Genomic DNA, 23,794 nt, shown 5'->3' with positions numbered 1-23,794 from the left:
TTTGCCACACCCGAAACGGAAAACGCCGTGAACCAAGAGGTTCACGGCGTTGGTATTTGGCTCCCCGACCTGGGCTCGAACCAGGGACCTGCGGATTAACAGTCCGTCGCTCTACCGACTGAGCTATCGGGGAATCGAGGAAGCCATAATAGTACCCTTACGGCTTCCCGTCAAGCCCGTATCGACATTTTTTACCAATACGGGCTTGTCTGCTGCATCACTCGCTCTTGGCCTCGCGTGTTTCGACCTGCACGAGTTCCGTCACCGGCTCTGCCGCCTCGTCCTTGCGGACGACGTCGCGGCGGCGCGGGCCGGATGCCGCCTCGACGACGGGCGCGGCGGGCTCGACGGGCTTGGAGGTCGTCACCATCACCAGGCCGCCCAGGTCGGGCTCGACCTCAAGCGGGCGCGCGGCGGACACGGCCACCTCTTGCCCCTCGCTAGCCGACGCCTTTTCGACCGCAGTCTCCTCGACCGCGACGGGCGACGGCGCGGACTCTAGCGCGGCGGTCGCCGGCTCGACCTGAACCGGCTCGACCGTCACCACCGCGACGACTGGCTCTTCGGTCACGACCGCTTCGACGGACGCGGACCCGACCTCGGCCGCTTCGGCCGACACCTCGGCCTGCACGACGGACAGCTGCGGCGCCGCCTCGACGGCCGGCTGCTCGAGCGCCACCGCGACGGCTTCGGCCGGGCTCGACACCGCCGGCTCGGCCTCAACGGCATTCGACGGCTCGGACGGGGCCGGAGCCTGCACCGGCTCGACGGCCACGGCCTTGGCCTCGACCGCTTCTTCGGCCTGCGGTGTGACATCCTGCTCGGCCTTGACGGCTTCGACCTCGGCCAACGCTTCCGGCTTCAGACGGCGGAGCACTTGACGGCGCTCGTGCTCGCTGAGCGGCGCGTCGATAGCGGGCTTCTCCAGCCCCATCGTCCGCAACTCGCCGAGCAGGACCTCGGCCTCGAGCGACAGCTCGCCCGCCAGCGCGGCCACATTGGTCACCATTTCGTCCTGGCGACGATCGCGACGGCCGCGACGACGACGGCGGTCGCCACGCTCGCGCGCCTCGCCCTCGGCCGGCGCAGCCGCCTCGGCCCCTTCAGCGGCGACCGGCTCGGCCGGCGCGACCTCCGGGGACGGCTGCGGCGCACGGCGACGGTCCTGGCGCTCCTGCGGCGCACGCGGCGCGCGCGCCTCCTCGGACTGACCCTCCTCGGCGGTCACGGCGCGATTGTCGCGCGGTTCGCGCTCCTTGCGCTCGCGGCGGTTCTCACGCGGCCCCTGCTGACGCTCGGCGCGCTCGGCATTGGCCGCCTCGCCCGCTCCGCGGGCCTCGGCCGGCTGGCGGCGCGGCTTTTCTTCCGCACCCGCGGCACGACGATCCTCGCGCGGCTCGTCGCGGCCGCGGCGCGGCTGACCGGCCTGGGGAGCCTGCTGGCCATTGTTGCGACGACGCTCCTCGCCACCCTGACGCGGCTTGCCGCCCTGGGCCTGGCGCGCATCGCGGCGCGGCGCCTCCTTCTTCTCCGGCTCGGCCGGCACGGCGGCGGCCGGCGCGCTCTCGCCCTTGAGCCAGGCGACGATGCGTGCGATCAGGCCGGGCTGCGACGCCGGCTGCGCCGGAGCGACGGCGGGTTTGGGTTCGGCAGCGACCGGGGCGGGCTGCGCCGGGGTAATGCCCTTGACCGCGGCCTCCTGGCGGACCGGCTTTTCCTTCTCCTGGCCGAAGCGCAGCTGGGTGTCTTCCTCCGGCGCTTCGACGCGACGGTAGCTCGGCATGTCGCCCAGCTCCTCGATGCCGTCGAGACGGACGCGCACGACCTGGTAGTTCGGCGTTTCGAGATGGATGTTCGGAATCAGCAGCACGCTGACGCCGAGGCGCTCCTCGAGCGAATACAGCTCGGTGCGCTTCTCGTTGAGCAGGAAGGTCGCGACGTCGACCGGCACCTGCGCGTGCACCGCGCCGGTGTTCTCCTTCATCGCCTCTTCCTGGATGATGCGCAGGATGTGCAGCGCCGACGATTCGGTGCCGCGGATGAAGCCGGTACCGTGGCAACGCGGGCACGGCTGGTGGCTGGTCTCGCCGAGCGAAGGCTGCAGGCGCTGGCGCGACAGCTCAAGAAGGCCGAAGCGCGACAGCTTGCCCATCTGGACGCGCGCGCGGTCGTGCTTGAGCACTTCGCGCAGCTTGTTCTCGACCTCGCGCTGGTTCTTCGGCACTTCCATGTCGATGAAGTCGATCACGATCAGGCCGCCCAGGTCGCGCAGACGCAACTGGCGGGCGACCTCCTCGGCCGCCTCGAGGTTGGTGTTCAGCGCGGTGGTCTCGATGTCGCCGCCCTTGGTCGCGCGCGCCGAGTTCACGTCGACCGACACCAGCGCCTCGGTATGGTCGATCACGATCGCGCCGCCGGACGGCAGCGTCACGCTGCGCGAGAAGGCGGTTTCGATCTGGTGCTCGATCTGGAAGCGCGAGAACAGCGGCACGTGGTCGGTGTAAAGCTTCACGCGATTGACGTTGTTCGGCATCACGTGGCTCATGAACTGGCGGGCCTGGTCGTACACCTCCTCGGTGTCGATCAGGATCTCGCCGATGTCCGGCTGGTAGTAGTCGCGGATCGCGCGGATGATCAGGCTGCTTTCCTGCAGGATCAGGAACGGCGCGCTCTGCGCGCCCGAGGCGCCTTCGATCGCGCGCCACAGCTGCAAGAGGTAGTCAAGGTCCCACTTGAGCTCTTCGAGCGAGCGGCCGATACCGGCGGTACGCGCGATCAGGCTCATGCCCTGCGGCGTCTCGAGCTGGGACAAGAGCTCCTTGAGCTCCTGGCGCTCCTCGCCCTCGATGCGGCGCGACACGCCGCCGCCGCGCGGATTGTTCGGCATCAGCACGATGTAGCGGCCGGCGAGGCTGATATAAGTGGTCAGCGCGGCGCCCTTGTTGCCGCGCTCGTCCTTCTCGACCTGGACGACCACTTCCATGCCTTCGCGCAGCACGTCCTGGATGCGCGGACGGCCGCCGTCGAAGTCCTTGAAGTAGGAGCGGGAGACTTCCTTGAACGGCAAAAAGCCGTGGCGATCGGTACCGTAGTCGACAAAGCAGGCTTCCAGCGAAGGTTCGATCCGGGTGATCGTGCCCTTGTAGATGTTGCCCTTGCGTTGTTCCTTACCAACGGTCTCGATATCGAGGTCGATGAGCTTTTGCCCATCGACGATCGCGACGCGCAGCTCTTCGGCCTGCGTCGCGTTGAACAGCATACGTTTCATGTAACGTTCCCCGCGCGGCACTCACGCTAGGGACACAGCAAGTATTTGACGGCCCAGGGTCTAAGATGGGCGCTTTCCGTAGAAGTATCTAAGTAAAGAACGAATAGAAACGGGGCGTAAGCCGACTTCCTGATGTCGAATCTCACGCGGCAAGCGGTAGGGCGCTCGAAACGCTGTGATGACGGCACCGCCGCGGGTTGGGCATTGCCGGTTGCGAGGGCCGGTCTTGTCGCGCCGGGTCAAACTTTGCTGCGCAATCCCCCGACTGGCTTGGCATCGAGGGAGGAAAGCTCGTGAGTGCGTGATGCGTGCAAATGCATTACCATCGCTGCTTTTCGGTGAGCGAGACAACCGTGGCTGCGGCCGGGTTCTCGGCGTCAGGTCAGGGCCTGGCCCTGCCGGCCGGAACGAATCCCGCAGCGGCCCGCGCCGCGATGAACCGCGGGGCGACTTCACTTGCCGGTATCGCCGTCCTCGCATTGCAACACGCGAAGAAGCGGACGAAGTATAAGTAAAATGACAGATATTCGCAAAGACTCCGTCACCTTCCACACGGTGACCGAAGACGAGGCAGGGCAGCGCATCGACAACTTCCTCCTGCGCGTGCTCAAGGGCGTGCCCAAGAGCCACGTCTACCGCATCCTGCGCTCGGGCGAGGTGCGCCTGAACAAGGGCCGCGTCGACGCCTCGGCGCGCCTCTCGGCTGGCGACCTGCTGCGCATCCCGCCGGTGCGCGTCGCGGAGAAAAAACCGCTGGGCCGCTCGCCCGCGCCGGCGGCGACCTTCCCGGTCGTCTACGAAGACGAGGCGCTGCTGGTCATCGACAAGCCGGCCGGCGTCGCCGTGCACGGCGGCAGCGGCGTGTCCTTCGGCGTGATCGAACAGTTGCGCCAGGCCCACCCGGACTGGCGCTATCTGGAGCTCGTCCACCGCCTAGACCGCGAGACCTCGGGCCTTTTGATGGTCGCCAAGAAGCGCTCGGCGCTGGTCAGGCTGCACGAGATGATGCGCAACAACGTGCCGGACAAGCGCTACTTCGCGCTTGGCCTCGGCCACTGGCCGGCCGACTTGCGCCACGTGAAGCTGCCGTTGTTCAAGTTCAGCACCCCCGAAGGCGAACGCCGCGTGCAGGTCGGCCCGGACGGCATCGCCGCGCACACCGTGTTTCGCGTCGTCACGCCCTATCAGGGCTTCACGCTGGTCGAGGCGCAACTGAAGACCGGCCGCACCCACCAGATCCGCGTGCACATGCAGGAAAGCGGCCATCCGATCGCCGGCGACGAAAAATACGGCGACTTCGGCTTCAACAAGGAGCTGGCCCGACGCGGCCTCAAACGCATGTTCCTGCATGCGACCAGCCTCACCCTGCCCCACCCGCTGACCGGCGAGCGCCTCGAGCTCAAGGCGCCGCTGCCGGCCGAACTTTCCGCCTTTCTCGCCTCTCTGACCCCGTATGGCCAAGACCTTTGATCTGATCGTTTTCGACTGGGACGGCACGCTGATGGACTCGACCGCGCACATCGTGCGCTCGATCCAGCGCGCCTGCGCCGACCTCGACCTGCCCATCCCGCCGCGCGAACGCGCCAGCCACGTCATCGGCCTCGGCCTCGTCGACGCGATGCGCCACGTCTGCCCGGGGCTCGAGCCCGCGCGCTACCAGGACATGGTCGTCGCCTACCGCGACCACTACCTGAAGGGCGACGAGGCCATCGAACTGTTCGACGGCGTCAGCGAAGGGTTGGCCGAGCTCAAGGCGCAGGGCGCCTTCCTCGCCGTGGCCACCGGCAAGAGCCGCGCCGGACTCGACCGCGTGCTGGCCAAGACCGGCCTCGCCGGGCTGTTCGACGCCACCCGCACCGTCGACGAGTGTCACTCCAAGCCGCACCCTTCCATGCTGCTCGAGCTGACCGACCATCTCGGCGTCGACACCCGCCGCACGCTGATGGTCGGCGACACCACGCACGACCTGATGATGGCGCAGAACGCCGGCACCCACGGCGCCGGCGTCAGCTACGGCGCCCACCCGGTCGGCGAGCTGGCCGCCTGCGCGCCGCTCGGCATCTTCGACACCTACCCGGACTTGCACGCATGGCTGCTGCCGCAACTGAACTGATCTGCCCGTCCGGCGCGCTCGAGGAGCGCGGCGTCGGCGTACGCTTCGTGATCGAGCACGCCAACGGCGAGAAGACCAAGGGTTTCGCCGTCCGCTTCCAAGGGCAGGTGTACGCCTTCCGGAACGCCTGCCGCCACGTGCCGGTCGAGCTCGACCTGATCGACGGCCACTTCTTCGACCCGAGCCGCGAGTTCCTCGTCTGCAGCATGCACGGCGCGCTGTACGCGCCCGACACCGGCCTGTGCGTCGCCGGCCCCTGCAAGGGCGCCAGCCTGCACGCCCTCGCCGTCGAGGAGCGCGACGGTCAGGTCTACGTCACGGGCTGATGCGCGACGGCAGATTTGCTAGACTGCCCCAGTCCCCCAACGGAGATTCCCCTTTGAATCAGCAGGACCCCAACTGGGAACGCCGCCTGGTCGAAAAACTCGCCAGCGCCGCGCTCGTCGAGCAGCGCCGCACGCGGCAATGGAAAACCTTCTTCCGGCTGATGTGGCTGACGCTGGCCGCACTGGCGGTCGCCGCGATGTGGTCGTCGTCCGACGGCGACAAGAGCGGCATCGGCCTGGGCAGCGCGCACACCGCGCTGATCGACCTGAACGGCGTGATCGGCGGCGAGAACGACGTCGCCGACAAGCTGGTCAAGGGCATGGAGGCCGCCTACAGGAGCGGCAGCGCGCGCGGCATCGTGATCCGCGCCAACAGCCCCGGCGGCAGCCCGGTGGTGTCCGGCATGGCCTACGACGAAATCCGCCGCCTCAAGAAGCAGCACCCGACCATCCCGGTCATCGTCGCGGTCGAGGAGGTCTGCGCGTCAGGCTGTTACTACATCGCCGCCGCCGCCGACAAGATCTACGCCGACAAGGCCAGCGTGATCGGCTCGATCGGCGTGCTCTCGGGCGGCTTCGGCTTCACCGGCGCGATGGAGAAGCTCGGCGTCGAGCGCCGCCTGATGACCGCCGGCGCCGACAAGGCCATGGGCGACCCGTTCTCGCCCGAGAACCCCCGGCACGAGGCGATACGCCGCAGCCTGATCGACGACATCCACCGGCAGTTCGTCGCGGCAGTCAAGCTTGGCCGAGGCACACGCCTGAAGAACGACCCCGAACTGTTCTCCGGCCGCATCTGGCTCGGCGACCAGGGCGTGGCGCTCGGCCTTGTCGACGGGCTCGGCTCGGTGCGCAGCGTCGCACGCGACGTGCTCAAGGCCGAGAAGCTGGTAGACTACACACCGCAGGACGACCTGACCAGCCGCTTCGCGCGCCGCTTCGGCGTCTCGCTGTCCGACGGGCTGCGCGAGCTGTTCGCGACGCGCCTGCTCTAGACCAGGAGCCCGCGATGAACCGCCGCCGACGCCGCGAGGAGGAGCCGGAGAACCACGAACGCTGGCTGGTTTCCTACGCCGACTTCATCACGCTGCTGTTCGCCTTCTTCGTGGTGATGTACGCGATCTCCTCGGTCAACGAGGGCAAGTACCGCGTACTGTCGACCGCCATCGTCGAAGCCTTCCGCGCCGAGCAACTGACGGTCAGCCCGACGCCGCCCAGCGGCGGCGCCAACACGATGATCGCCGTGCCGAACGCCAAGCCGGTCGCCAAGGAGGTCAAGGCCAGCCCGAAAATCGACGACAGCCCGGCCGGCCGCGAGCGCGCCCGGCTCGCGCAACTGGCCGACGAACTGATGAAGGCGACCGACCCACTGATCCGCGGCGGCCAGGTGCGCGTCACGCACAGCGCACTCGGCGTCGCGATCGAGATCAAGGACAGCGCACTGTTCCCGGTCGGCCAGGCCGCGCCGTCGCCGCAATCGCGCCAGGTGTTGGCCGAGGTCGCCCGCATCCTGTCCGGCGTCGACAACCCGGTGCGCGTCGAGGGCTTCACCGACAACGTGCCGATCAACAACCCGGTCTACCCGTCCAACTGGGAACTGTCAGCCGCGCGCGCCGGCAGCGTGGTGCGACTGTTCGTCGAGAACGGCATCGCGCCGGCGCGCCTGGTGGCGATCGGCCGCGCCGAGAACCTGCCGGTGGCCGCGAACGACGACGACGCCGGCCGCGCGCAAAACCGCCGCGTCGCGATCACCGTGCTGTCCAGCGACCCGGAGCGCGGCGAACCCGCCGGCGTCTCCGTCGCCCCGCAACCCTGAACCCGGAGCCCGAGCGAAACGATGACCACCCCGATCCAGCACGCCGATCTCGAGCAACTGTTCCACAACGCCCGCACCTTCACCCACTGGCAGGCCCGCCCGGTCGCCGAAGCCACGTTGCGCCAGTTGTTCGACCTCTTGAAACTGTGCCCGACCAGCGCCAACTGCTCGCCGGCACGCTTCGTATTCGTCGCCTCGCCCGAGGCCAAGGCCAGGCTCAAGCCCTGCCTCGCCCCCGGCAACGTCGACAAGACGATGAGCGCGCCGGTCACCGCGATCGTCGCGATGGACACGCGCTTTTACGAACACCTGCCGCAGCTGTTTCCGCACGCCGACGCGAAAAGTTGGTTCGAGGGCAACGCCGCGCTGATCGACGCCACCGCTTTTCGCAACAGCAGCCTGCAAGGCGGCTATCTGATCCTCGCCGCCCGTGCGCTCGGACTGGACTGCGGCCCGATGTCCGGCTTCGACGCCGACCAGCTGAATGCGGAATTTTTCCCTGACGGCCGCTTCAAAGCTAATTTCCTGGTGAATATCGGCTACGGCGACGCGAGCACCCTGCATCCGCGCTCGCCGCGCTTCGGCTTCGACGAGGCGTGCCGGATTCTTTGATTTTGGCCGGACCGTCCGCACGATCCGGCACTGCATAGCGAGAAAGCCATGACCCCCCTCTTCCGCCCCCTGTTGATCGGCGCCGTCGTCGTCAGCACCGCGCTGACCGGCTGCTCGACCTCCGATTCGGCGCGCGTCTACTCCAAAGGCCAGATGCGCCAGGTACAGACCGTCGAACTCGGCACGGTGATTTCGGTGACGCCGGTAAAGATGGAAGGTGAAGCCAACGAACTCGTCAACCTCGGCGGCGTCGCGCTCGGCGGCCTGGCCGGCAGCAATATCGGCAAGGGCACCGGCGCCGCCGCCGGCGCCATCGTCGGCGCGATCGCAGGCGGCCTCGCCACCGGCTCGGCGCAGCGTTCGCTGGGCGCCAAGAACGCCTACGAGATCACCGTCCAGCTCGACCGCGGCTCGCGCACGATATCGATCGTGCAGGAGGCCGACGTCGTGCTGCAGCCGGGCCAGCGCGTGCGCGTGCTCTCCGGCGGCGGCAACGACCGCGTGCTACCGCTCTGAGCCTGAGCGCCCCCCCCGAAACGGACGGCCCGCCGATCGGCGGGCCGTTTTCGTTTGGCGCGAAGCTCCTCTAGACACCCGACGGCAAATGAGGCGCCTGCCCCACCTCGAACGGCCGCCAACGGCCGTCGACCAGCGCCTCGAGCGGACGGTAGGCCGATTTGTACGACATCTTGCGACACTGTCCGATCCAGTAACCGAGGTAGACGTAAGCGAGTCCCAGCCGGCGAGCCAGCTCAACCTGCCAGAGCACGCTGTAAACGCCGTAGCTGGCCTGCGGCTCGTCCGGGTCGTAGAAGGTGTAGACCGCCGACAGGCCGTCGGCGAGCTGGTCGATCAGGCTGACCATCCTGAGCACCCCGCCCTCGCGGAATTCGGCCAGCCAGCTGTCGACGCCGCTCTTGAGGATGAACTCCGAGTACTGCCCCGGGTCGTCGTCGGCCATGCCGCCGCCGGCGTGGCGCGCCGCCTGATAGCGGCGGTAAAGCGCGTAATGCTCGTCGCGGAACTGCAGCGGCAGCAGACGCGCCTCGAGCGCACCATGACGGGCGAAGGCGCGACGCTGGCTACGGCTGGGCCGGAACGCGTCGACCGGCAGCCGGACCGGCACGCAGGCGCGACAGATATCGCAATAGGGTCGGTAGACGTAAAGCCCGCTGCGGCGGAAGCCCATACGCACCAGTTGGCTGTAGACGCGGGCTTCGATCGCATTGGCTGGAATCGCGACCTGCGAGCGCGCCTGAAGCCCCTCGAGATAACTGCACGGATAGGGGGCCGTGGCATAAAAATGGATGGCGACCGCGTCGCCGGCGTCACGCTGGCTCATTGGAGTAGTCGTAGTCCCACATCGAAGCAGGCTGCGCCGACGCGCAGCCTAGCTTCAGCGTAGCAACAAACGCCTCGCGCGGCACCAGCTCGGCCCCGAGGCTCTCGAGATGCGGGGTATGCATCTGGCAATCTATCATCGCCACACCCATGTCCTGCAGGTGGCGAACCATATGCACGAAGGCGATCTTGGACGCATCGCTCACGCGACTGAACATCGACTCGCCGTAGAACATCGTGCCGATGCCGACCCCGTAGAGGCCGCCGACCAGTTCGCCGTCGACCCAGGTCTCGAAACTGTGCGCGTACCCCCGCTCGTGCAGGCGGCAATAAGCCTCGACCATCTCGGGTACGATCCAGGTATCGCCGCCCGGCTCGCGCGGCGCCGCACAAGCCTCGACGACGGCGCGGAACGCCCTATCGACGGTGACGCGGTAGCGGCGGTTGCGCAAGGCCTTGGCCAGAGAGCGACTTACCTTCAGCTTGGGAGGACGGATCACCATGCGCGGCGATGGCGACCACCACAGGATGGGCTCGCCACGCGCGAACCATGGGAAGATGCCGCGACGGTAAGCGGCCAGCAGACGCTCGGGGGACAGGTCGCCGCCGACGGCCAGCAGGCCGTTGGGTTCGGCCAGCGCACGCGACAGCGGCGGAAAAACCGGCCGGTGGTCCAGCCAGGCGATCATCGACGGCGCTTGGGCTTGGCCTCGGCGCACTCGGGGCATTCGCCGTACATGTAAAGCGCATGGTCGATGATGTGAAAACCATGCTGCTCGGCGATGCGCTCCTGCAGCGCCTCGATCTCCGGGTCGAAAAACTCGACCACCTTGCCGCAACTGATGCAGACCATGTGGTCGTGGTGGCCGCCCTCGTTGAGCTCGTAGACCGCCTTGCCGGTTTCGAAATGGTGGCGGACCAGAATGCCGGCCTGCTCGAACTGGGTCAGCACCCGGTAAATGGTGGCCAGGCCGATGTCGATGTTTTCCGACAGCAGTTGCTTGTACACGTCCTCGGCGGACATGTGGCGGGTTTCGCTGTGCTCGAACAGATCGAGTATCTTCAGCCGCGGGCCGGTGGCCTTCAGGCCGATATCTTTGAGGTGACTGGCTTTGTCCATCATGATATAAAGGCGGTGGTTTCTATAAGGCATGATAAAGGCTTTTGCCCGCTTTGCCCAACCCACCCCCCGCTTCCCTGACCGACAAAGACCGCATGCGATCCCTGATTCTAGCCCTTTCGGTGACGTTGACCGCCTGCTCGGCCCCGAGCCTGACCGGTTGGATTTCCCCCTACCAGATGGACATCCCGCAGGGCAACACCGTCAGCGAAGAGTCGCTCGCCAAGATCAAGCCCGGCATGTCGCGCGCGCAGGTCCGTTTCGTGCTGGGCACGCCGCTGCTCACCGACCCCTTCCACGCCGACCGCTGGGACTATGCCTTCCGGCTGACGCGCAACGGCAAGTTGGCCGAGGACACGCGACTGACCCTGTTCTTCAGCGGCGACACGCTGGTCAAGGCGGAAACCCATGGCCTGACCCAGCCGACCGCCGCCGTCCCGACCACCCCGTAAGATACCTGTCACGACATGAGCGAACTGAACGTAGTCATCGTCGGCGCCGGCGGCCGCATGGGCCGCGCGCTGATCGAATCGGTGCTGAGCACCCCGAACGCCCGCCTGCACGCCGCGATCGAGCGCGCCGGCAATCCGCTGGTCGGCCAGGACGCCGGCCTGTTCGTCGGCCGCCACACCGGCGTGACCGTCGGCGACGACCTCGCAGCCGCGCTCGAAGGCGCCGACGTGCTGATCGACTTCACCCGCCCCGAGGCGACGCTCGGCTACCTCGACGCCTGCACCGCGGCCAAGGTCAACATCATCATCGGCACCACCGGCTTCGACGACGCCGGCAAGGCGGCGATCGCCCGCGCCGCCGAAAATATCGGCGTCGTGTTCGCACCCAACTTCAGCGTCGGCGTGAACCTGACCTTCAAGCTGCTCGACCTGGCCGCCCGCGTGCTGAACGAGGGCTACGACATCGAGATCGTCGAGGCTCACCATCGCCACAAGGTCGACGCACCGTCCGGCACCGCGCTGCGCATGGGCGAGGTGATCGCCGACGCCCTCGGCCGCGACCTGAAGACCTGCGCGGTCTACGGCCGCGAAGGCGTGACCGGCGAACGCGACCCGGGCACCATCGGCTTCGCCACCGTACGCGCCGGCGACGTGGTCGGCGACCACACCGCGCTGTTCGCCGCCGTCGGCGAGCGCGTCGAGATCACGCACAAGGCGTCGAGCCGTGCGACCTTCGCCAACGGGGCGGTGCGCGCCGCGCGCTGGCTGCAGGAGCAGCCGCTCGGCAAGGTCTACGACATGCAGGACGTGCTGGGCCTGCGCTGATGCGCCCACTCACCCCGTCTCGCACAGGGCGCCCCGGCGCCCTTTTTGCTGCCTGCCCCCGCCGATGACGCGCCCCCTTGCCTGGCTGGCCGCGCTCGCGTTCGCCTGCCTCGCGGCCATACTGATCGACGGCAACCCGGCCTCGGCCAACGTCGCCGCCCTGCTCGCCCTGCCCGGCCACGATGCCTGGTTGGCCGAGCTGCTCCACACCCTGCGCGTACCGCGCGTACTGGCCGCCGCCGGTGCCGGCGCGCTGCTCGCCACCGCCGGCAGCGCGGTGCAATTGCTGTTCCGCAATCCGCTGGCCGAGCCCGGCCTGATCGGCGTCTCGGGCGGCGCGGCGCTCGCCGCCGCCCTCGGCCTCAGCGTCGGCGCCGGCGCGATCGCCGTAGCCGGCTCCGCCTTCGCCGGCGGACTCGGCGCGCTGCTGATCGCGCGTCAGCTGTGCGGTCGCGACGTCTCCGGCAGCCGCCTGATCCTTGCCGGCGTCGCGGTCAACGCACTGGCAGGCAGCCTGCTGACGTTGCTGATCGCGACGCTGCCGGACGGCGACCTGAGGAACGTTACCTTCTGGCTGATGGGCAGCTTCGCGGCGATGGACTGGGCCGGCGCCGCCGGCCTGCTGGCGGCGATCGCGCCGGTCTGGCTCTTGCTCCGCCTGCAGGCGAGCTTCCTGAACGCACTGCAATTGGGCGAGGCGGCCGCCTTCCACGTCGGCTTCGCCGTTGCGCGCCGCTTGCAGGGCGTCGCGGTGCTGGCCGCGCTGGCGACCGCCCTGGTCGTTTCTGCGGTCGGCATGATCGGCTTCGTCGGCCTGCTGGCACCGCATCTGGCACGTCTGCTCGTCGGCGCGGAGTCGCGCCGCTTGATGACGCTGGCCCCGCTGCTTGGCGCGCTGCTGACGGTACTGGCCGACTGGGTGGCACGGCTCGCGCTGGCGCCGGCCGAGCTGCCGGTCGGCGTCGTCACCAGCCTGATCGGCGCGCCATTCTTTCTGTGGCTGCTGAACAAACAAGGAGGACGCGGCGATGCTCGAGCTTGAAGACGTTGGCCGAGCACTCGGCCCGCGCCGCCGCTTGGGCCCCGTCTCGCTGACCGTCTCTGCGGGCGAGGTGCTCGCGCTGCTCGGACCGAACGGAGCCGGCAAGACCTCGCTGCTTCACCTTGCGAGCGGGCTGGCGAAGCCGACGATCGGCGCCGTCCGGCTCGCGGGGCGCGCACTGTCCGACTACACGACGGCCGAGCTCGCGGCGCACCGCGCGGTGCTCGAACAGCAGGCGCAGTTGCCGCCGCGCTACTCGGTGCGCGAAGTGGTCGCCGGCGGCGCCTGCCGGCAACGTCACGCGGACGAAGCGCGACTGGAGGCGATCTTGCAACGAAGCGGCGCCGCGCCGCTCGCCGAACGCCTGACCGACACGCTGTCGGGCGGCGAGGCGCAGCGGGTGCTGCTCGCCCGCGCCTGTTATCAGCTCGCCGCGTCGGACCGCGCGGAGCGCTACCTGCTGCTCGACGAACCGACCGCCGCACTCGACATCGGCGCGGCGGACGCGCTGTTCGCCGACGTCGCGGCGCTCGCGCGGCGCGACGGGATCGGCGTGCTCGCCGTGGTCCACGACCTCAACCTCGCGCTACGCCATGCCGACCGGGTCGCGCTGATCGACGACGGTCGCTGCGTCGCCGTCGGCCCGACCGATGAGGTGATGCGCGCCGAACGGCTCGAGGCCGTCTACGGCGTCAGATTGGCCGAACTGGTCCATCCGGACGAAACCAGCTGGCGCGCTTTCATTCCGCTGCGCCGCTGACGCCCGATAACGAAAACGGCCCCGTCGGGGCCGTTTTCTTCACACACCCACCCTAGGCCAACGTCAGGGCGTGCGAATTGTCGACCTTGCTTTCGTAAAGGTGATGCACTTCGCCGTGCTCGTCGACGCTTTCGAGCCGGACGTTAAAGCCCCACAGCCGCGCGACGTGCTTGAGCACCTCGCTGGTGCTGGCCGCGTCGAGTGGGCGCCGACGGTGCATCGTATGGCGCAACGTCAGGCTACGATCGCCGCGCATGTTGACCGACCAGACCTGGATGTTCGGCTCGCGCGAACCGAGGTTGTACTGATCGGCCAGCAGCGAGCGCACCTCGCGATAACCCGATTCGTCATGGATCGCCTCGACCATCAGCTTGTCGTCCTGATCGTCGTCGCGGATCGCGAAGAAACGGAAGTCACGGATCAGCTTGGGCGACAGGTATTGCGAGATGAAGCTTTCGTCCTTGAAGTTTTTCATCGCAAACTCCAGCACCTCGCGCCACGGTGCGCCAGCGATGTCGGGGAACCAGGCCCTGTCCTCCGCCGTCGGGTTTTCGCAAATACGACGAATGTCCTGGTACATCGCGAAACCCAGCGCGTACACGTTGATGCCGCGATACCACCGCGCCGTCACCGGCGGCTGATAGACGACGTTGGTGTGACTTTGCAGGAATTCCATCATGAAACCGTCGGTCACCAGCCCCTTGTCGTACAGGCGATTCAGGATCGTGTAGTGCCAGAAGGTCGCCCAGCCCTCGTTCATCACCTGAGTCTGCCGCTGCGGGTAGAAATATTGCGCCACCTTGCGCACGATGCGCACCAGCTCGCGCTGCCAGGGTTCCAGCAGCGGGGCCGACTTCTCGATGAAATAGAGCAGGTTCTCCTGCGGTTCGGCCGGGAAACGGACCGTCCCCTGATGGCTACCGCCCTTGCCGCGACGCGGAATGGTGCGCCACAGGTCGTTGACCTGCATCTGCAGGTACTGCTCGCGCTCGAGCTGGCGCGCCTGCTCCTTGGCCAGCGACAGTTTCTGCGGTCGCTTATAGCGGTCGACACCGTAGTTCATCAGCGCGTGGCAGGAGTCCAGTATCTGCTCGACGGCGTCGATGCCGTGGCGCTCCTCGCACTGCGCGATGTACTTCTTGGCGAACACCAGATAATCGATGATCGCCGACGCGTCGGTCCAGGCCCGGAACAGGTAGTTCCCCTTGAAGAAACTGTTATGCCCGTAAGCCGCGTGCGCGGTGACCAGCGCCTGCATCGTCATGGAGTTTTCTTCCATCAGGTAGGCGATGCAGGGGTTGGAGTTGATGACGATCTCGTAGGCGAGCCCCATCTGCCCGCGCTTGTAGCTTTTTTCGGTGGCGACGAAGTGCTTGCCGAACGACCAGTGATGGTAGTTCACCGGCATGCCGACCGACGCGTAAGCATCCATCATCTGCTCGGCCGTGATCACCTCGAGCTGAATCGGATAGACATCGAGTTTGAACTCGTCGACGGCGACCTGGTGGATCGCCCTGTTGTAGCGTTCGATCAGCTCGAAGGTCCATTCTGACCCGGTGGATATCGGTGTTTTCATCGTCGCCCCCTCAGCGCATCGCGGCGCTGCCAACCTGACGCTTGAACAGCTCGCGGAAGACCGGATAGATGTCGGCCGCCGAATGGATGCGCTGCATCGCGAACTGGGGATGAGTCGCCTGCAACTTCAGGTACTCGTACCACAGGTTCTGCGGCTCGCCTTCGGTAATCTCGATATAGGCGAAATAGCGGCAGGCAGGCAGCAGGAAGTCATCGAGCACATGGGCGCAGTTGACCGAGTCGCTGTCCCAGTTGTCGCCATCGGATGCCTGCGCGGCATAGATATTCCATTCGGTCGGGCTGTAGCGCTTGCTGACAATCTCCTTCATCAGGTTTAGCGCCGACGACACCACCGTCCCCCCCGATTCACGCGAGTGGAAGAAGTCGTACTCGTTCACTTCGACCGCGCTGGTATGGTGACGGATGAACACCACCTCGATTTTTTCGTAGTTCCGCTCGAGAAACAGGTAGAGCAGGATGAAAAAACGCTTGGCCATGTCCTTCTTTGCCTCGTCCATCGAGCCGGACACGTCCATGATGCAGAACATCACCGCCTGGCTGGTCGGCTTCATTTCCTTGACGCGATTGTTGTAGCGCAGATCGAAGGGGTCGATGAAGGGGATGTGGCTCAGACGCTCGCGCAACGCGTGAATATGGCGGCGCTTCTCGCGGACCTCGATATCGTTGTCCTCGTCCGACTCGAGCAGCGTGTCCAGCTCCTCCTCGGCGTCCGACAGTTGGCTGAGCGTCGGCGACGACACCGCGACGCGGCGCGCCAGCGCGCCGCGCAGCGAGCGGACGATGTTGATGTTGGCCGGCGTGCCGTCGTTGGTGAAGCCGGCCCGCACCGTCTTCCACTCCTCAAGCCCCAGGAGCTGGTTCTTGACCAGGTTGGGCAACTCGAGGTCGTCGAAGAAAACGTTCATGAACTCCTCTCGCGACAGCTCGAATACGAAGTCGTCCTCCCCTTCGCCCTCGTTGCTGGCCTTGCCACCGCCACCACCGCCACCACCGCCCTGCGGGCGGTTGATCCTGTCTCCCTTGATGAACTCCTCGTTGCCCGGGTGCACATAGTCCCACACCCCGCCGTGGCCATGGTGAAACACGGGTTCGGAAATATCCTTCACCGGAATCGAGACCTTTTCACCGCTCTCGATGTCGGTAATGCTCCGCCCCTTGATCGCCTTGGTGACGGCCTCTTTGATTTGGCTCTTGAAACGGCGCAGGAACCGTTCGCGGTTGACCGCGGACTTGTTCTTGCCGTTCAGACGCCGGTCTATGATGTGGGCCATGTCTCGCTCCGTGGAAACCAGGTGATGGCCGGGGCCCGTTCGCCCCGGCCGACGGCGTCACGACGACTTGCGCACGCGCAAATACCATTCGCACAAGAGCCGGACCTGCTTGGCGGTATAGCCTTTCTCCACCATGCGGTTCACGAAGTCCTCATGCTTTTTGGCGTCCTCGGCGCTGGCCTTGGCGTTGAACGAGATGACCGGCAGCAGTTCCTCGGTATTCGAGAACATTTTCTTCTCGATCACGGTGCGCAGCTTCTCGTAACTGGTCCAGGTCGGGTTCTTGCCGCCGTTGTTGGCCCGCGCTCGCAGCACGAAGTTGACGATCTCGTTGCGGAAGTCCTTCGGGTTGGAAATCCCGGCAGGCTTCTCGATCTTCTCGAGCTCGTTGTTCAGGGCGTTGCGGTCGAAAATCTCCCCGGTATCCTGGTCGCGGTACTCCTGATCCTGGATCCAGTAGTCGGCAAAGGTCACGTAGCGGTCGAAGATGTTCTGCCCGTACTCGCTGTAGCTTTCGAGATAGGCGGTCTGGATCTCCTTGCCGATGAACTCGACATACTTGGGCGCCAGATACTCCTTGATGAAGGTCAGGTACTTTTGCTCGACTTCCGCCGGGAACTGTTCGCGCTCGACCTGCTGTTCGAGCACGTACAGCAGGTGGACCGGGTTCGCCGCGACCTCGCTATGGTCGAAGTTGAACACGCGCGACAGGATCTTGTAGGCAAAGCGGGTCGACAGTCCGCTCATTCCCTCGTCGACCCCGGCGAAATCGCGATACTCCTGCATCGACTTGGCTTTCGGATCGGTATCCTTCAGGTTCTCGCCGTCGTAGACCTGCATCTTGCTGTAAAGGCTCGAGTTCTCGGGTTCCTTGATCCGCGACAGCACCGCGAACTGCGCCATCATTTTCAGCGTCCCCGGCGCGCAAGGCGCGTCGGCGAGCGAGGAGTTGCGGATCAGCTTGTCGTAAATCTTCACCTCGTCGGTGACACGCAGGCAGTACGGCACCTTGACGATGAAGATGCGGTCGAGGAAGGCCTCGTTGTTCTTGTTGTTCTTGAACTGTTTCCATTCCGACTCGTTCGAGTGCGCGAGAATCACGCCGTCGAATGGAATCGCGCCGAAGCCCTCGGTGCCCTTGAAGTTGCCCTCCTGCGTTGCCGTCAGCAACGGGTGCAGTACCTTGATCGGCGCCTTGAACATTTCGACGAATTCCAGCAGGCCCTGGTTCGCGAGACAAAGGCCGCCGGAGTAGCTGTAGGCGTCGGGGTCGTCCTGCGCGTACTTCTCGAGCTTGCGGATATCGACCTTGCCGACCAGCGAGCTGATGTCCTGGTTGTTCTCGTCGCCCGGCTCGGTCTTCGACACGGCGATCTGCTTGAGCACCGACGGATAGCGCCTGACGACGCGGAACTGGCTGATGTCGCCGTTGAACTCGTGCAGGCGCTTCACGGCCCATGGACTCGGGATGGTTTTCAGGTAGCGCCTCGGGATGCCGTACTGCTCCTCGAGGATGGGGCCGTCCTCGTCGTAGTTGAACAGACCGAGCGGCGACTCGTTCACCGGGCTGCCCTTGAGGCAATAGAACGGCACGCGCTCCATTAGCTCCTTGAGTTTTTCGGCGATGGACGATTTACCGCCGCCGACCGGGCCCAGCAGGTAGAGGATCTGCTTTTTCTCTTCCAGGCCCTGCGCGGCATGACGGAAGTAGGCGACGACCTGCTCGATCACCTCCTCGGTACCGTAGAAGTCGCGGAAGGCCGGGTAGATCTTGATGACTTTGTTGGAGAAGATGCGCGACAGGCGCGGGTCGTGGCGGGTATCGACAAGCTCGGGCTCGCCGATCGCCATCAGCATCCGTTCGGCAGCCGACGCGTAGGCGGAGGCGTCTTTCTTGCACAACTCCAGGTACTCCTGGATGGTGTACTCCTCCTCGCGGGTACGGTCGTACCGCTCGGCATAATGGCTGAAAATATCCGGGTACATGGCTCACTCCTTGGCAGTGACCGGGGGGGCTCGCGTCAAGCGCCATGCTTCCGACATCCCCCTTGTCGATTTAGAGTTGGCGCACCGTCTGCGGTTCGCTCGTGCTGTTATCGCTTTATTTTGGGTATAGCACAGCGTCTCGCGCGTCCACCGCTAATTGCGATGGCAAGCCGGCGACAAGGAGGAAATGCAAAAAGAAAACAGGAGGTCAGGAGTTTCGGCGCAGGATGGCCATTCCGATGTCGTAACACTTGCCGCGCTCGACTTCCTGGCAGCGGCGAACCTGCGCCTCGACGACGAAAGGACGGGAAGGCAGCACGCCGACCGAGGGTACGCGAACCGTAACGACAAAGCGTTCGCCGAATTGCGGAACGCAGGCCGAACGAATGGCGATGCCGTCGACCGACAGGTCGACGCACTCGCCGTAGAAGACGTCGCCGGTCAACAGCGACTTGATGCGCGCCTGGCAGCCTATCGGCAGCCGGCGTGCGCGACGGCGCTCCGAACGCGCGTCAAACGGGCACACCGGGCAGCGTCCCGTTCTGGTGGGCGGCCAGCCAGTGCAGACCGACGATGGACTTGCTGTCGCAGATCTCGCCGGAAAGCGCCATCTGCTGCACCTTGGGCAGCGGCACCGACAAGACCTCGAGGAACTCGCCGTCGTCGAGCGCGCGCGCCTCAAGCCGCAGGCCGGTGGCGAGAAAATAGTGGATCGCCTCGTCCGCGTAGCCGATGCACGGATAGGCGGTGCCGAGAAAGCGCCATTCACGTGCGACGTAGCCGGTTTCCTCGAGCAGTTCGCGGCGAGCGGTGGTTTCGGGCGCCTCGCCGGCGTCGCGCTTGCCGGCGGGAATCTCGAGAAATTCGCGCCGCAAGGGATAGCGGTACTGGCGTTCCATGATCAGCTCGCCGGCGTCGGTCAGCGCGAGCACGGCGACCGCGCCGGGATGCTCGACGTACTCGCGCATCGCCTCGGCGCCGTCGGGCAGACGCACGCGGTCGCGGCGCAGGGTCAGGAATCGTCCCTCGCAAATCACTTCGCTACTGATTTCGTGTTCGGTCAGTTCCACGTTGCTGCTTCCGTTTCTTCCAGGCATGTAAGAGATATAGCCGCCAGGCGCCGCGCACGACGAAGTAACCGATCACGCCGAGGCTGAGCCCCAGCGCCGGCACGCCGATCAACAGCGGCAGGCCAAGTTGGCCGAGCCAGTGACCCCATTCCGCCCCCCAGGCCCACAGGCCCTGACCATTCCATTCGGGTTGCGCGGCCATTGTACCTGCATGGCCGTGGCCCAGGATGAACTCGCCATAACGGAATGCGAGGAAGTAAAGCGGCAGGTAGGTGAAGGGGTTGGTGTAGAGGGTAGTGAACACCGCCACCGGCAGGTTGACGCGGATCAGCAGCGCGAGGATGGCGGCGGTCAGCATCTGGGTCGGACCCGGCATCAGGCCGGAGAACAGGCCGACGGCGACGGCAAGCGCGACCTTACGGCGGTTGAACGCCCAGTAAGCTGGCCGGTCGAGCCACGGCGCGAGCGGCCTCAGCCAGCGGTTGGCGAACAGCGCGTGGCGGTCGGGCAGGAGACGGTGCAGGTGGCGACGGGGTGACATGGGCAAAAGGGGGAACGGCTTGGCCGAGCCTATCGGCCCGGTCCGGCCAAGCCGGGTTCCACGCGGCGGTTTACTCCTTGCCGCAGCACTGCTTGTATTTCTTGCCGCTGCCGCACGGGCAAGGGTCGTTGCGGCCGACCTTGGGCGCGTCGCGGCGCGCGGTCGTCGGCGCGTTGACCTTGGCGCGCCAGTAGTTGTAGACCGCCAGCACCGCGTCCGGCAGTTCGTCCTTGAAGCCTTCGAGCTCGTCGTCGCTGAATTCGACCAGCGCCTCGCCCTCCTCTTCGTCGAAGATGCCGCCCAACGCCATCAGCGGGTAGAGCAGGTCCTCGAAACCCTCGTCGTCGGCGGCTTCGAACCAGTCGGTTTCCACCACGTCGAGCGCGTACAGGTAGGCGTTGCACCACGGCCAGTAGTCGGCCTCGTCGCCGTCTTCCTCGGCGTACAGGATCAGCTCGGGCACTTCGCCGGCGGCCAACGCGTCGGCGGTCGCGGCGTACAGCTTCTCGAGCAGCGCGACGACCTCGGCGCGCGCCGCGTCGTCGTCGAAGGCCGGCGATTCGCCGAGCACGTCGTCGATCCAGTCGGCGGTTTCGAGGCGGTCCGGGCCGCTGGCGATCGCGGCGAAGAAACCCTGCACCTCGTCGAGGCGCATGGTGTCGGTGGTGGCGGCCAGCGGGGCCAGCAGGCTCTCCAGGCGGGTGAATTCGGCGTCGGTCAGGGCTTGGGCGCTCATGGCGGTTTCCTTCGAAAAAGAGGCTGTCGCGCGCATTGTAGCGAAATGGCGCCGCCGCCGCGCGCCATCCGGCATTTGACCTTCGCGCGCTTGTCATACACAACGGAGGTAGGAGACCGCGATTGGCAACGCGGCGCACGATGGCAAGGAGACGGCCATGCTGCAGCAACCCGATTTCATTCTGGACGACACGCTCGCCGCGCTGCGCGAGAGCGTGCGCGCCTTCGCCGCGCGGGAAATCGCGCCCCGCGCGGCCGCCATCGACCGCGACAACCTGTTCCCCACCGAGCTGTGGCGCGCCTTCGGCGAGCTCGGGGTGCTCGGCATCACCGCGCCCGAGGAATACGGCGGGCTGGGCTTGGGCTACCTCGCGCACATGGTCGCGATGGAGGAAATCAGCCGCGCCAGCGCCGCGGTCGCCCTCTCCTACGGCGCGCACTCCAACCTGTGCGTGAACCAGATCCGCCGCTGCGGCAGCGACGAACAGAAGCGGCGCTTCCTGCCGAAGCTGATCTCGGGCGAGTTCGTCGGCGCGCTGGCGATGAGCGAGCCGAACGCCGGATCGGACGTGATGGGCATGAAGCTGCGCGCCGAGCGCCACGCCGAGGGCTGGAAGCTCAACGGCGCCAAGATGTGGATCACCAACGGCGGCGACGCCGACGTGCTGGTCGTCTACGCCAAGACCGACCCGGCGGCCGGCAAACTGACCGCCTTCCTGGTCGAGAAGGGCTTCGCCGGCTTCTCGGCAGGCGGCAAGCTCGACAAGCTCGGCATGCGCGGCTCGAACACCTATCCGCTGTTCTTCGACGACTGCTTCGTTCCCGACGAGAACGTGCTCGGCGAGGTTGGCCGAGGCGCCGAGGTGCTGATGAGCGGGCTCGACTACGAGCGCGCGGTGCTCGCCGCCGGGCCGCTCGGCATCATGCAGGCCTGCCTCGACGTCGCGCTGCCCTATCTGGCGACGCGCGAGCAGTTCGGTCGCGCGATCGGCGACTTCCAGCTGATGCAGGGCAAACTGGCCGACATGTACGTGACGTTGTCGGCCAGCCGCGCCTACGTCTATGCGGTCGGCCGCGCGCTCGACGCCGGCGCCAGCGGCCGCGCGATCCGCAAGGACGCCGCCGGCGCCATCCTCTACGCCGCCGAAAACGCGACCAAAATGGCGCTAGAGGCGATCCAGTGCCTAGGCGGCAACGGCTACATCAACGACTACCCGACCGGCCGGCTGTTGCGCGACGCCAAACTCTACGAGATCGGCGCCGGCACCAGCGAGATCCGCCGCTGGCTGATCGGCCGCGAACTGATGACGGGAGAAGGCCGATGAGCATCCTTTCGACGCGCTACAAGGCCGATCGGCCCGAGGCCTCGGCCAACGTCACGCGCATGAAGGCGCTGGTCGAAGAACTCAAACAACAGGTCGCGCTTGCCGCCGACGGCGGCGGCGCGGCGGCGCGCGACAAGCACGTGTCGCGCGGCAAGCTACCGCCGCGCGAACGCATCGCCGCCCTGCTCGACCCTGGCACGCCCTTCCTCGAACTGTCGCCGCTGGCCGCCCACCACCTGTACGACGAACAGGCGCCCGGCGCCGGCCTGATCACCGGCGTCGGCACCGTGTCGGGCGTCGACTGCGTGATCGTCGCCAACGACGCGACCGTCAAGGGCGGTACTTACTACCCGATCACCGTCAAGAAACACCTCAGGGCGCAGGAGATCGCGCGCGAGAACCGCCTGCCCTGCCTATACCTGGTCGACTCGGGCGGCGCCTACCTGCCTTTGCAGGACGAGGTTTTCCCCGACCGCGACCACTTCGGCCGCATCTTCTACAACCAGGCGAAGCTGTCGGCCGACGGCATCCCGCAGATCGCGCTGGTAATGGGCAGCTGCACCGCCGGCGGCGCCTACATGCCGGCGATGAGCGACGAGACCATCATCGTCCGCAACCAGGGCACCATCTTCCTCGGCGGCCCGCCCTTGGTGCGCGCGGCGACCGGCGAAATCGTGACGGCGGAGGAGCTGGGCGGCGCCGACGTGCACACGCGGCTGTCGGGCGTCGCCGACCACCTGGCCGACAACGACGCGCACGCGATCGCCCTCGCCCGCGCGCGCGTCGCGGCGCTCAACTGGCAGAAGCTCGGCCGACTCGACCGCGCCGAGCCGAAGCCGCCGCGCTACCCGGCCGAGGAGCTGTACGGCCTGATGCCGGTCGACACGCGCCGGCCGCTCGACTGCCGCGAGATCATCGCGCGGCTCGTGGACGACTCGGACTTCGACGAATTCAAGGCGCTGTACGGCACCACGCTCGTCACCGGCTTCGCGCGCCTCGACGGCTGGCGCGTCGGCATCATCGCCAACAACGGCATCCTGTTCTCCGAATCGGCGCTCAAGGGCGCGCACTTCGTCGAACTGTGCTGCCAGCGCGGCATCCCCTTGATCTTCCTGCAGAACATCACCGGCTTCATGGTCGGCAAGAAGGTCGAACAAGGCGGCATCGCCAAGGACGGCGCCAAGCTCGTCACCGCGGTCGCCTGCGCGTCGGTGCCGAAATTCACCGTCATCGTCGGCGGCAGCTTCGGCGCCGGCAACTACGGCATGTGCGGGCGTGCCTTCGGCCCGCGTTTCCTGTGGATGTGGCCGAACGCGCGCATCTCGGTGATGGGCGGCGAGCAGGCGGCGCGCGTGCTGTCGCAGGTCAAGCGCGACCAGCTCGGCGACGCGTGGAGCGACGCCGACGCCGCCGCGTTCGAGGCGCCGATCCGCGACCAGTACGAGCGTCAGGGCCACCCCTTCTACGCGACCGCCCGGCTGTGGGACGACGGCATCCTCGACCCGGTCACGACCCGCGACACGCTCGCGCACGCGATCGCCGTGTCGCTGAACGCGCCGATCGAGGCGACGCGCTTCGGCGTGTTCCGCATGTAG

24 protein-coding genes and 1 tRNA gene are annotated in these 23,794 nt (G+C 66.7%); 13 read left to right on the top strand and 12 right to left on the bottom strand.

Annotated elements, in window-relative coordinates:
* Positions 1 to 57 precede the first annotated feature (57 nt).
* Positions 58 to 133, bottom strand: a tRNA-Asn gene (locus EV683_RS04110).
* Positions 134 to 217: 84 nt separating this feature from the next.
* Positions 218 to 3,268, bottom strand: a complete 3,051-nt coding sequence (locus EV683_RS04105) for an Rne/Rng family ribonuclease (RefSeq protein WP_131861925.1) — start codon at positions 3,266 to 3,268, stop codon at positions 218 to 220.
* A gap of 516 nt (positions 3,269 to 3,784) precedes the next feature.
* Between EV683_RS04105 and EV683_RS04100 the strand changes: the two genes are divergently transcribed.
* Genes EV683_RS04100 through EV683_RS04070 form a run of 7 tightly spaced genes read left to right on the top strand, consistent with a single transcriptional unit; the run spans position 3,785 to position 8,651 of the window.
* The gene (locus tag EV683_RS04100) at positions 3,785 to 4,738 is read left to right on the top strand and encodes an RluA family pseudouridine synthase (protein WP_131861924.1); all 954 of its coding nucleotides are present in this window, start codon (positions 3,785 to 3,787) and stop codon (positions 4,736 to 4,738) included.
* Complete coding sequence (locus EV683_RS04095) at positions 4,722 to 5,381, top strand: HAD-IIIA family hydrolase (RefSeq protein WP_066614322.1); 660 nt, start codon at positions 4,722 to 4,724, stop codon at positions 5,379 to 5,381. The genes EV683_RS04100 and EV683_RS04095 overlap by 17 nt, the downstream gene beginning before the upstream one ends.
* The gene (locus tag EV683_RS04090) at positions 5,357 to 5,707 is read left to right on the top strand and encodes a Rieske (2Fe-2S) protein (protein ID WP_131861923.1); all 351 of its coding nucleotides are present in this window, start codon (positions 5,357 to 5,359) and stop codon (positions 5,705 to 5,707) included. Before EV683_RS04095 ends, EV683_RS04090 begins: the two co-directional genes overlap by 25 nt.
* Entirely contained in the window at positions 5,707 to 6,702 is a 996-nt protein-coding gene (locus EV683_RS04085) for a S49 family peptidase (RefSeq protein ID WP_131861922.1), read from the top strand. Before EV683_RS04090 ends, EV683_RS04085 begins: the two co-directional genes overlap by 1 nt.
* 14 nt (positions 6,703 to 6,716) lie before the next feature.
* A complete protein-coding gene (gene motD / locus EV683_RS04080) occupies positions 6,717 to 7,523 on the top strand; it encodes a flagellar motor protein MotD (protein WP_066614325.1) in 807 nt (268 codons plus the stop codon).
* A 21-nt stretch (positions 7,524 to 7,544) separates the two neighbouring features.
* Positions 7,545 to 8,135, top strand: coding sequence for a malonic semialdehyde reductase (locus tag EV683_RS04075; RefSeq protein WP_066614326.1), 591 nt, complete (start codon positions 7,545 to 7,547; stop codon positions 8,133 to 8,135).
* Positions 8,136 to 8,183: 48 nt separating this feature from the next.
* A complete protein-coding gene (locus EV683_RS04070) occupies positions 8,184 to 8,651 on the top strand; it encodes an outer membrane lipoprotein (protein ID WP_131861921.1) in 468 nt (155 codons plus the stop codon).
* A gap of 70 nt (positions 8,652 to 8,721) precedes the next feature.
* On the opposite strand, the gene EV683_RS04065 is transcribed toward EV683_RS04070, so the two are convergent.
* The 3 genes from EV683_RS04065 to fur are packed head-to-tail and all read right to left on the bottom strand — an operon-like array spanning position 8,722 to position 10,596.
* Entirely contained in the window at positions 8,722 to 9,477 is a 756-nt protein-coding gene (locus EV683_RS04065) for an arginyltransferase (RefSeq protein WP_131861920.1), read from the bottom strand.
* Entirely contained in the window at positions 9,464 to 10,165 is a 702-nt protein-coding gene (gene aat, locus EV683_RS04060; protein ID WP_066614329.1) for a leucyl/phenylalanyl-tRNA--protein transferase, read from the bottom strand. Before aat ends, EV683_RS04065 begins: the two co-directional genes overlap by 14 nt.
* A complete protein-coding gene (gene fur / locus EV683_RS04055) occupies positions 10,162 to 10,596 on the bottom strand; it encodes a ferric iron uptake transcriptional regulator (protein ID WP_197457481.1) in 435 nt (144 codons plus the stop codon). Before fur ends, aat begins: the two co-directional genes overlap by 4 nt.
* A 95-nt stretch (positions 10,597 to 10,691) precedes the next feature.
* Here fur and EV683_RS04050 point away from each other — a divergent pair, with 95 nt between their 5' ends.
* The 4 genes from EV683_RS04050 (at position 10,692) to EV683_RS04035 (ending at position 13,675) form a co-directional block, all read left to right on the top strand.
* Positions 10,692 to 11,048 (top strand): outer membrane protein assembly factor BamE, encoded by a 357-nt coding sequence (locus tag EV683_RS04050; RefSeq protein ID WP_082824233.1) that lies wholly within the window; start codon positions 10,692 to 10,694, stop codon positions 11,046 to 11,048.
* Positions 11,049 to 11,063: 15 nt separating this feature from the next.
* Positions 11,064 to 11,873 (top strand): 4-hydroxy-tetrahydrodipicolinate reductase, encoded by an 810-nt coding sequence (gene dapB / locus EV683_RS04045; protein ID WP_131861919.1) that lies wholly within the window; start codon positions 11,064 to 11,066, stop codon positions 11,871 to 11,873.
* Positions 11,874 to 11,937: 64 nt separating this feature from the next.
* Entirely contained in the window at positions 11,938 to 12,915 is a 978-nt protein-coding gene (locus tag EV683_RS04040; RefSeq protein ID WP_131861918.1) for a FecCD family ABC transporter permease, read from the top strand.
* Positions 12,902 to 13,675 (top strand): ATP-binding cassette domain-containing protein, encoded by a 774-nt coding sequence (locus tag EV683_RS04035; protein ID WP_131861917.1) that lies wholly within the window; start codon positions 12,902 to 12,904, stop codon positions 13,673 to 13,675. The genes EV683_RS04040 and EV683_RS04035 overlap by 14 nt, the downstream gene beginning before the upstream one ends.
* A gap of 52 nt (positions 13,676 to 13,727) precedes the next feature.
* Here the strand turns inward: EV683_RS04035 and EV683_RS04030 are convergent, their stop codons facing one another.
* The 7 genes from EV683_RS04030 to EV683_RS04000 form a co-directional block, all read right to left on the bottom strand.
* Positions 13,728 to 15,251, bottom strand: coding sequence for a SpoVR family protein (locus EV683_RS04030; protein WP_066614339.1), 1,524 nt, complete (start codon positions 15,249 to 15,251; stop codon positions 13,728 to 13,730).
* Positions 15,252 to 15,261: 10 nt separating this feature from the next.
* Complete coding sequence (locus EV683_RS04025; RefSeq protein ID WP_066614340.1) at positions 15,262 to 16,542, bottom strand: YeaH/YhbH family protein; 1,281 nt, start codon at positions 16,540 to 16,542, stop codon at positions 15,262 to 15,264.
* A gap of 57 nt (positions 16,543 to 16,599) precedes the next feature.
* Complete coding sequence (locus tag EV683_RS04020) at positions 16,600 to 18,528, bottom strand: PrkA family serine protein kinase (protein WP_131861916.1); 1,929 nt, start codon at positions 18,526 to 18,528, stop codon at positions 16,600 to 16,602.
* Between the two features lie 208 nt (positions 18,529 to 18,736).
* Entirely contained in the window at positions 18,737 to 19,054 is a 318-nt protein-coding gene (locus EV683_RS04015; RefSeq protein ID WP_082824234.1) for a PilZ domain-containing protein, read from the bottom strand.
* Positions 19,041 to 19,598 (bottom strand): NUDIX domain-containing protein, encoded by a 558-nt coding sequence (locus EV683_RS04010; protein ID WP_066614343.1) that lies wholly within the window; start codon positions 19,596 to 19,598, stop codon positions 19,041 to 19,043. Before EV683_RS04010 ends, EV683_RS04015 begins: the two co-directional genes overlap by 14 nt.
* Positions 19,570 to 20,139: a DUF2062 domain-containing protein gene (locus tag EV683_RS04005; protein WP_066614345.1), complete on the bottom strand. Its 570-nt coding sequence runs from the start codon at positions 20,137 to 20,139 to the stop codon at positions 19,570 to 19,572. Before EV683_RS04005 ends, EV683_RS04010 begins: the two co-directional genes overlap by 29 nt.
* A 70-nt stretch (positions 20,140 to 20,209) precedes the next feature.
* Positions 20,210 to 20,875, bottom strand: a complete 666-nt coding sequence (locus EV683_RS04000; protein WP_131861915.1) for a YecA family protein — start codon at positions 20,873 to 20,875, stop codon at positions 20,210 to 20,212.
* A gap of 157 nt (positions 20,876 to 21,032) precedes the next feature.
* Between EV683_RS04000 and EV683_RS03995 the strand changes: the two genes are divergently transcribed.
* Together EV683_RS03995 and EV683_RS03990 are read left to right on the top strand one after the other, a co-directional pair.
* Positions 21,033 to 22,199, top strand: a complete 1,167-nt coding sequence (locus EV683_RS03995) for an isovaleryl-CoA dehydrogenase (protein ID WP_131861914.1) — start codon at positions 21,033 to 21,035, stop codon at positions 22,197 to 22,199.
* On the top strand, positions 22,196 to 23,794 hold the full coding sequence (locus tag EV683_RS03990) for a carboxyl transferase domain-containing protein (protein WP_131861913.1): 1,599 nt from the start codon (positions 22,196 to 22,198) through the stop codon (positions 23,792 to 23,794). The genes EV683_RS03995 and EV683_RS03990 overlap by 4 nt, the downstream gene beginning before the upstream one ends.

Origin of the sequence: Crenobacter luteus, assembly GCF_004345725.1 — a bacterium.
Classification (GTDB): Bacteria; Pseudomonadota; Gammaproteobacteria; order Burkholderiales; family Chromobacteriaceae; genus Crenobacter; species Crenobacter luteus.
Note: the sequence above shows the minus strand (reverse complement) of the source record. Positions and strands in the feature narration are given on the sequence as shown.

Bases quoted from the DNA above. Each gene is read 5' to 3' on its own strand.
- EV683_RS04105 (WP_131861925.1), bottom strand. From the start codon at position 3,268: ATGAAACGTATGCTGTTCAACGCGACGCAGGCCGAAGAGCTGCGCGTC.
- EV683_RS04100 (WP_131861924.1), top strand. From the start codon at position 3,785: ATGACAGATATTCGCAAAGACTCCGTCACCTTCCACACGGTGACCGAA.
- EV683_RS04095 (WP_066614322.1), top strand. From the start codon at position 4,722: ATGGCCAAGACCTTTGATCTGATCGTTTTCGACTGGGACGGCACGCTG.
- EV683_RS04090 (WP_131861923.1), top strand. From the start codon at position 5,357: ATGGCTGCTGCCGCAACTGAACTGATCTGCCCGTCCGGCGCGCTCGAG.
- EV683_RS04085 (WP_131861922.1), top strand. From the start codon at position 5,707: ATGCGCGACGGCAGATTTGCTAGACTGCCCCAGTCCCCCAACGGAGAT.
- motD (WP_066614325.1), top strand. From the start codon at position 6,717: ATGAACCGCCGCCGACGCCGCGAGGAGGAGCCGGAGAACCACGAACGC.
- EV683_RS04075 (WP_066614326.1), top strand. From the start codon at position 7,545: ATGACCACCCCGATCCAGCACGCCGATCTCGAGCAACTGTTCCACAAC.
- EV683_RS04070 (WP_131861921.1), top strand. From the start codon at position 8,184: ATGACCCCCCTCTTCCGCCCCCTGTTGATCGGCGCCGTCGTCGTCAGC.
- EV683_RS04065 (WP_131861920.1), bottom strand. From the start codon at position 9,477: ATGAGCCAGCGTGACGCCGGCGACGCGGTCGCCATCCATTTTTATGCC.
- aat (WP_066614329.1), bottom strand. From the start codon at position 10,165: ATGATCGCCTGGCTGGACCACCGGCCGGTTTTTCCGCCGCTGTCGCGT.
- fur (WP_197457481.1), bottom strand. From the start codon at position 10,596: ATGGACAAAGCCAGTCACCTCAAAGATATCGGCCTGAAGGCCACCGGC.
- EV683_RS04050 (WP_082824233.1), top strand. From the start codon at position 10,692: ATGCGATCCCTGATTCTAGCCCTTTCGGTGACGTTGACCGCCTGCTCG.
- dapB (WP_131861919.1), top strand. From the start codon at position 11,064: ATGAGCGAACTGAACGTAGTCATCGTCGGCGCCGGCGGCCGCATGGGC.
- EV683_RS04040 (WP_131861918.1), top strand. From the start codon at position 11,938: ATGACGCGCCCCCTTGCCTGGCTGGCCGCGCTCGCGTTCGCCTGCCTC.
- EV683_RS04035 (WP_131861917.1), top strand. From the start codon at position 12,902: ATGCTCGAGCTTGAAGACGTTGGCCGAGCACTCGGCCCGCGCCGCCGC.
- EV683_RS04030 (WP_066614339.1), bottom strand. From the start codon at position 15,251: ATGAAAACACCGATATCCACCGGGTCAGAATGGACCTTCGAGCTGATC.
- EV683_RS04025 (WP_066614340.1), bottom strand. From the start codon at position 16,542: ATGGCCCACATCATAGACCGGCGTCTGAACGGCAAGAACAAGTCCGCG.
- EV683_RS04020 (WP_131861916.1), bottom strand. From the start codon at position 18,528: ATGTACCCGGATATTTTCAGCCATTATGCCGAGCGGTACGACCGTACC.
- EV683_RS04005 (WP_066614345.1), bottom strand. From the start codon at position 20,139: ATGTCACCCCGTCGCCACCTGCACCGTCTCCTGCCCGACCGCCACGCG.
- EV683_RS04000 (WP_131861915.1), bottom strand. From the start codon at position 20,875: ATGAGCGCCCAAGCCCTGACCGACGCCGAATTCACCCGCCTGGAGAGC.
- EV683_RS03995 (WP_131861914.1), top strand. From the start codon at position 21,033: ATGCTGCAGCAACCCGATTTCATTCTGGACGACACGCTCGCCGCGCTG.
- EV683_RS03990 (WP_131861913.1), top strand. From the start codon at position 22,196: ATGAGCATCCTTTCGACGCGCTACAAGGCCGATCGGCCCGAGGCCTCG.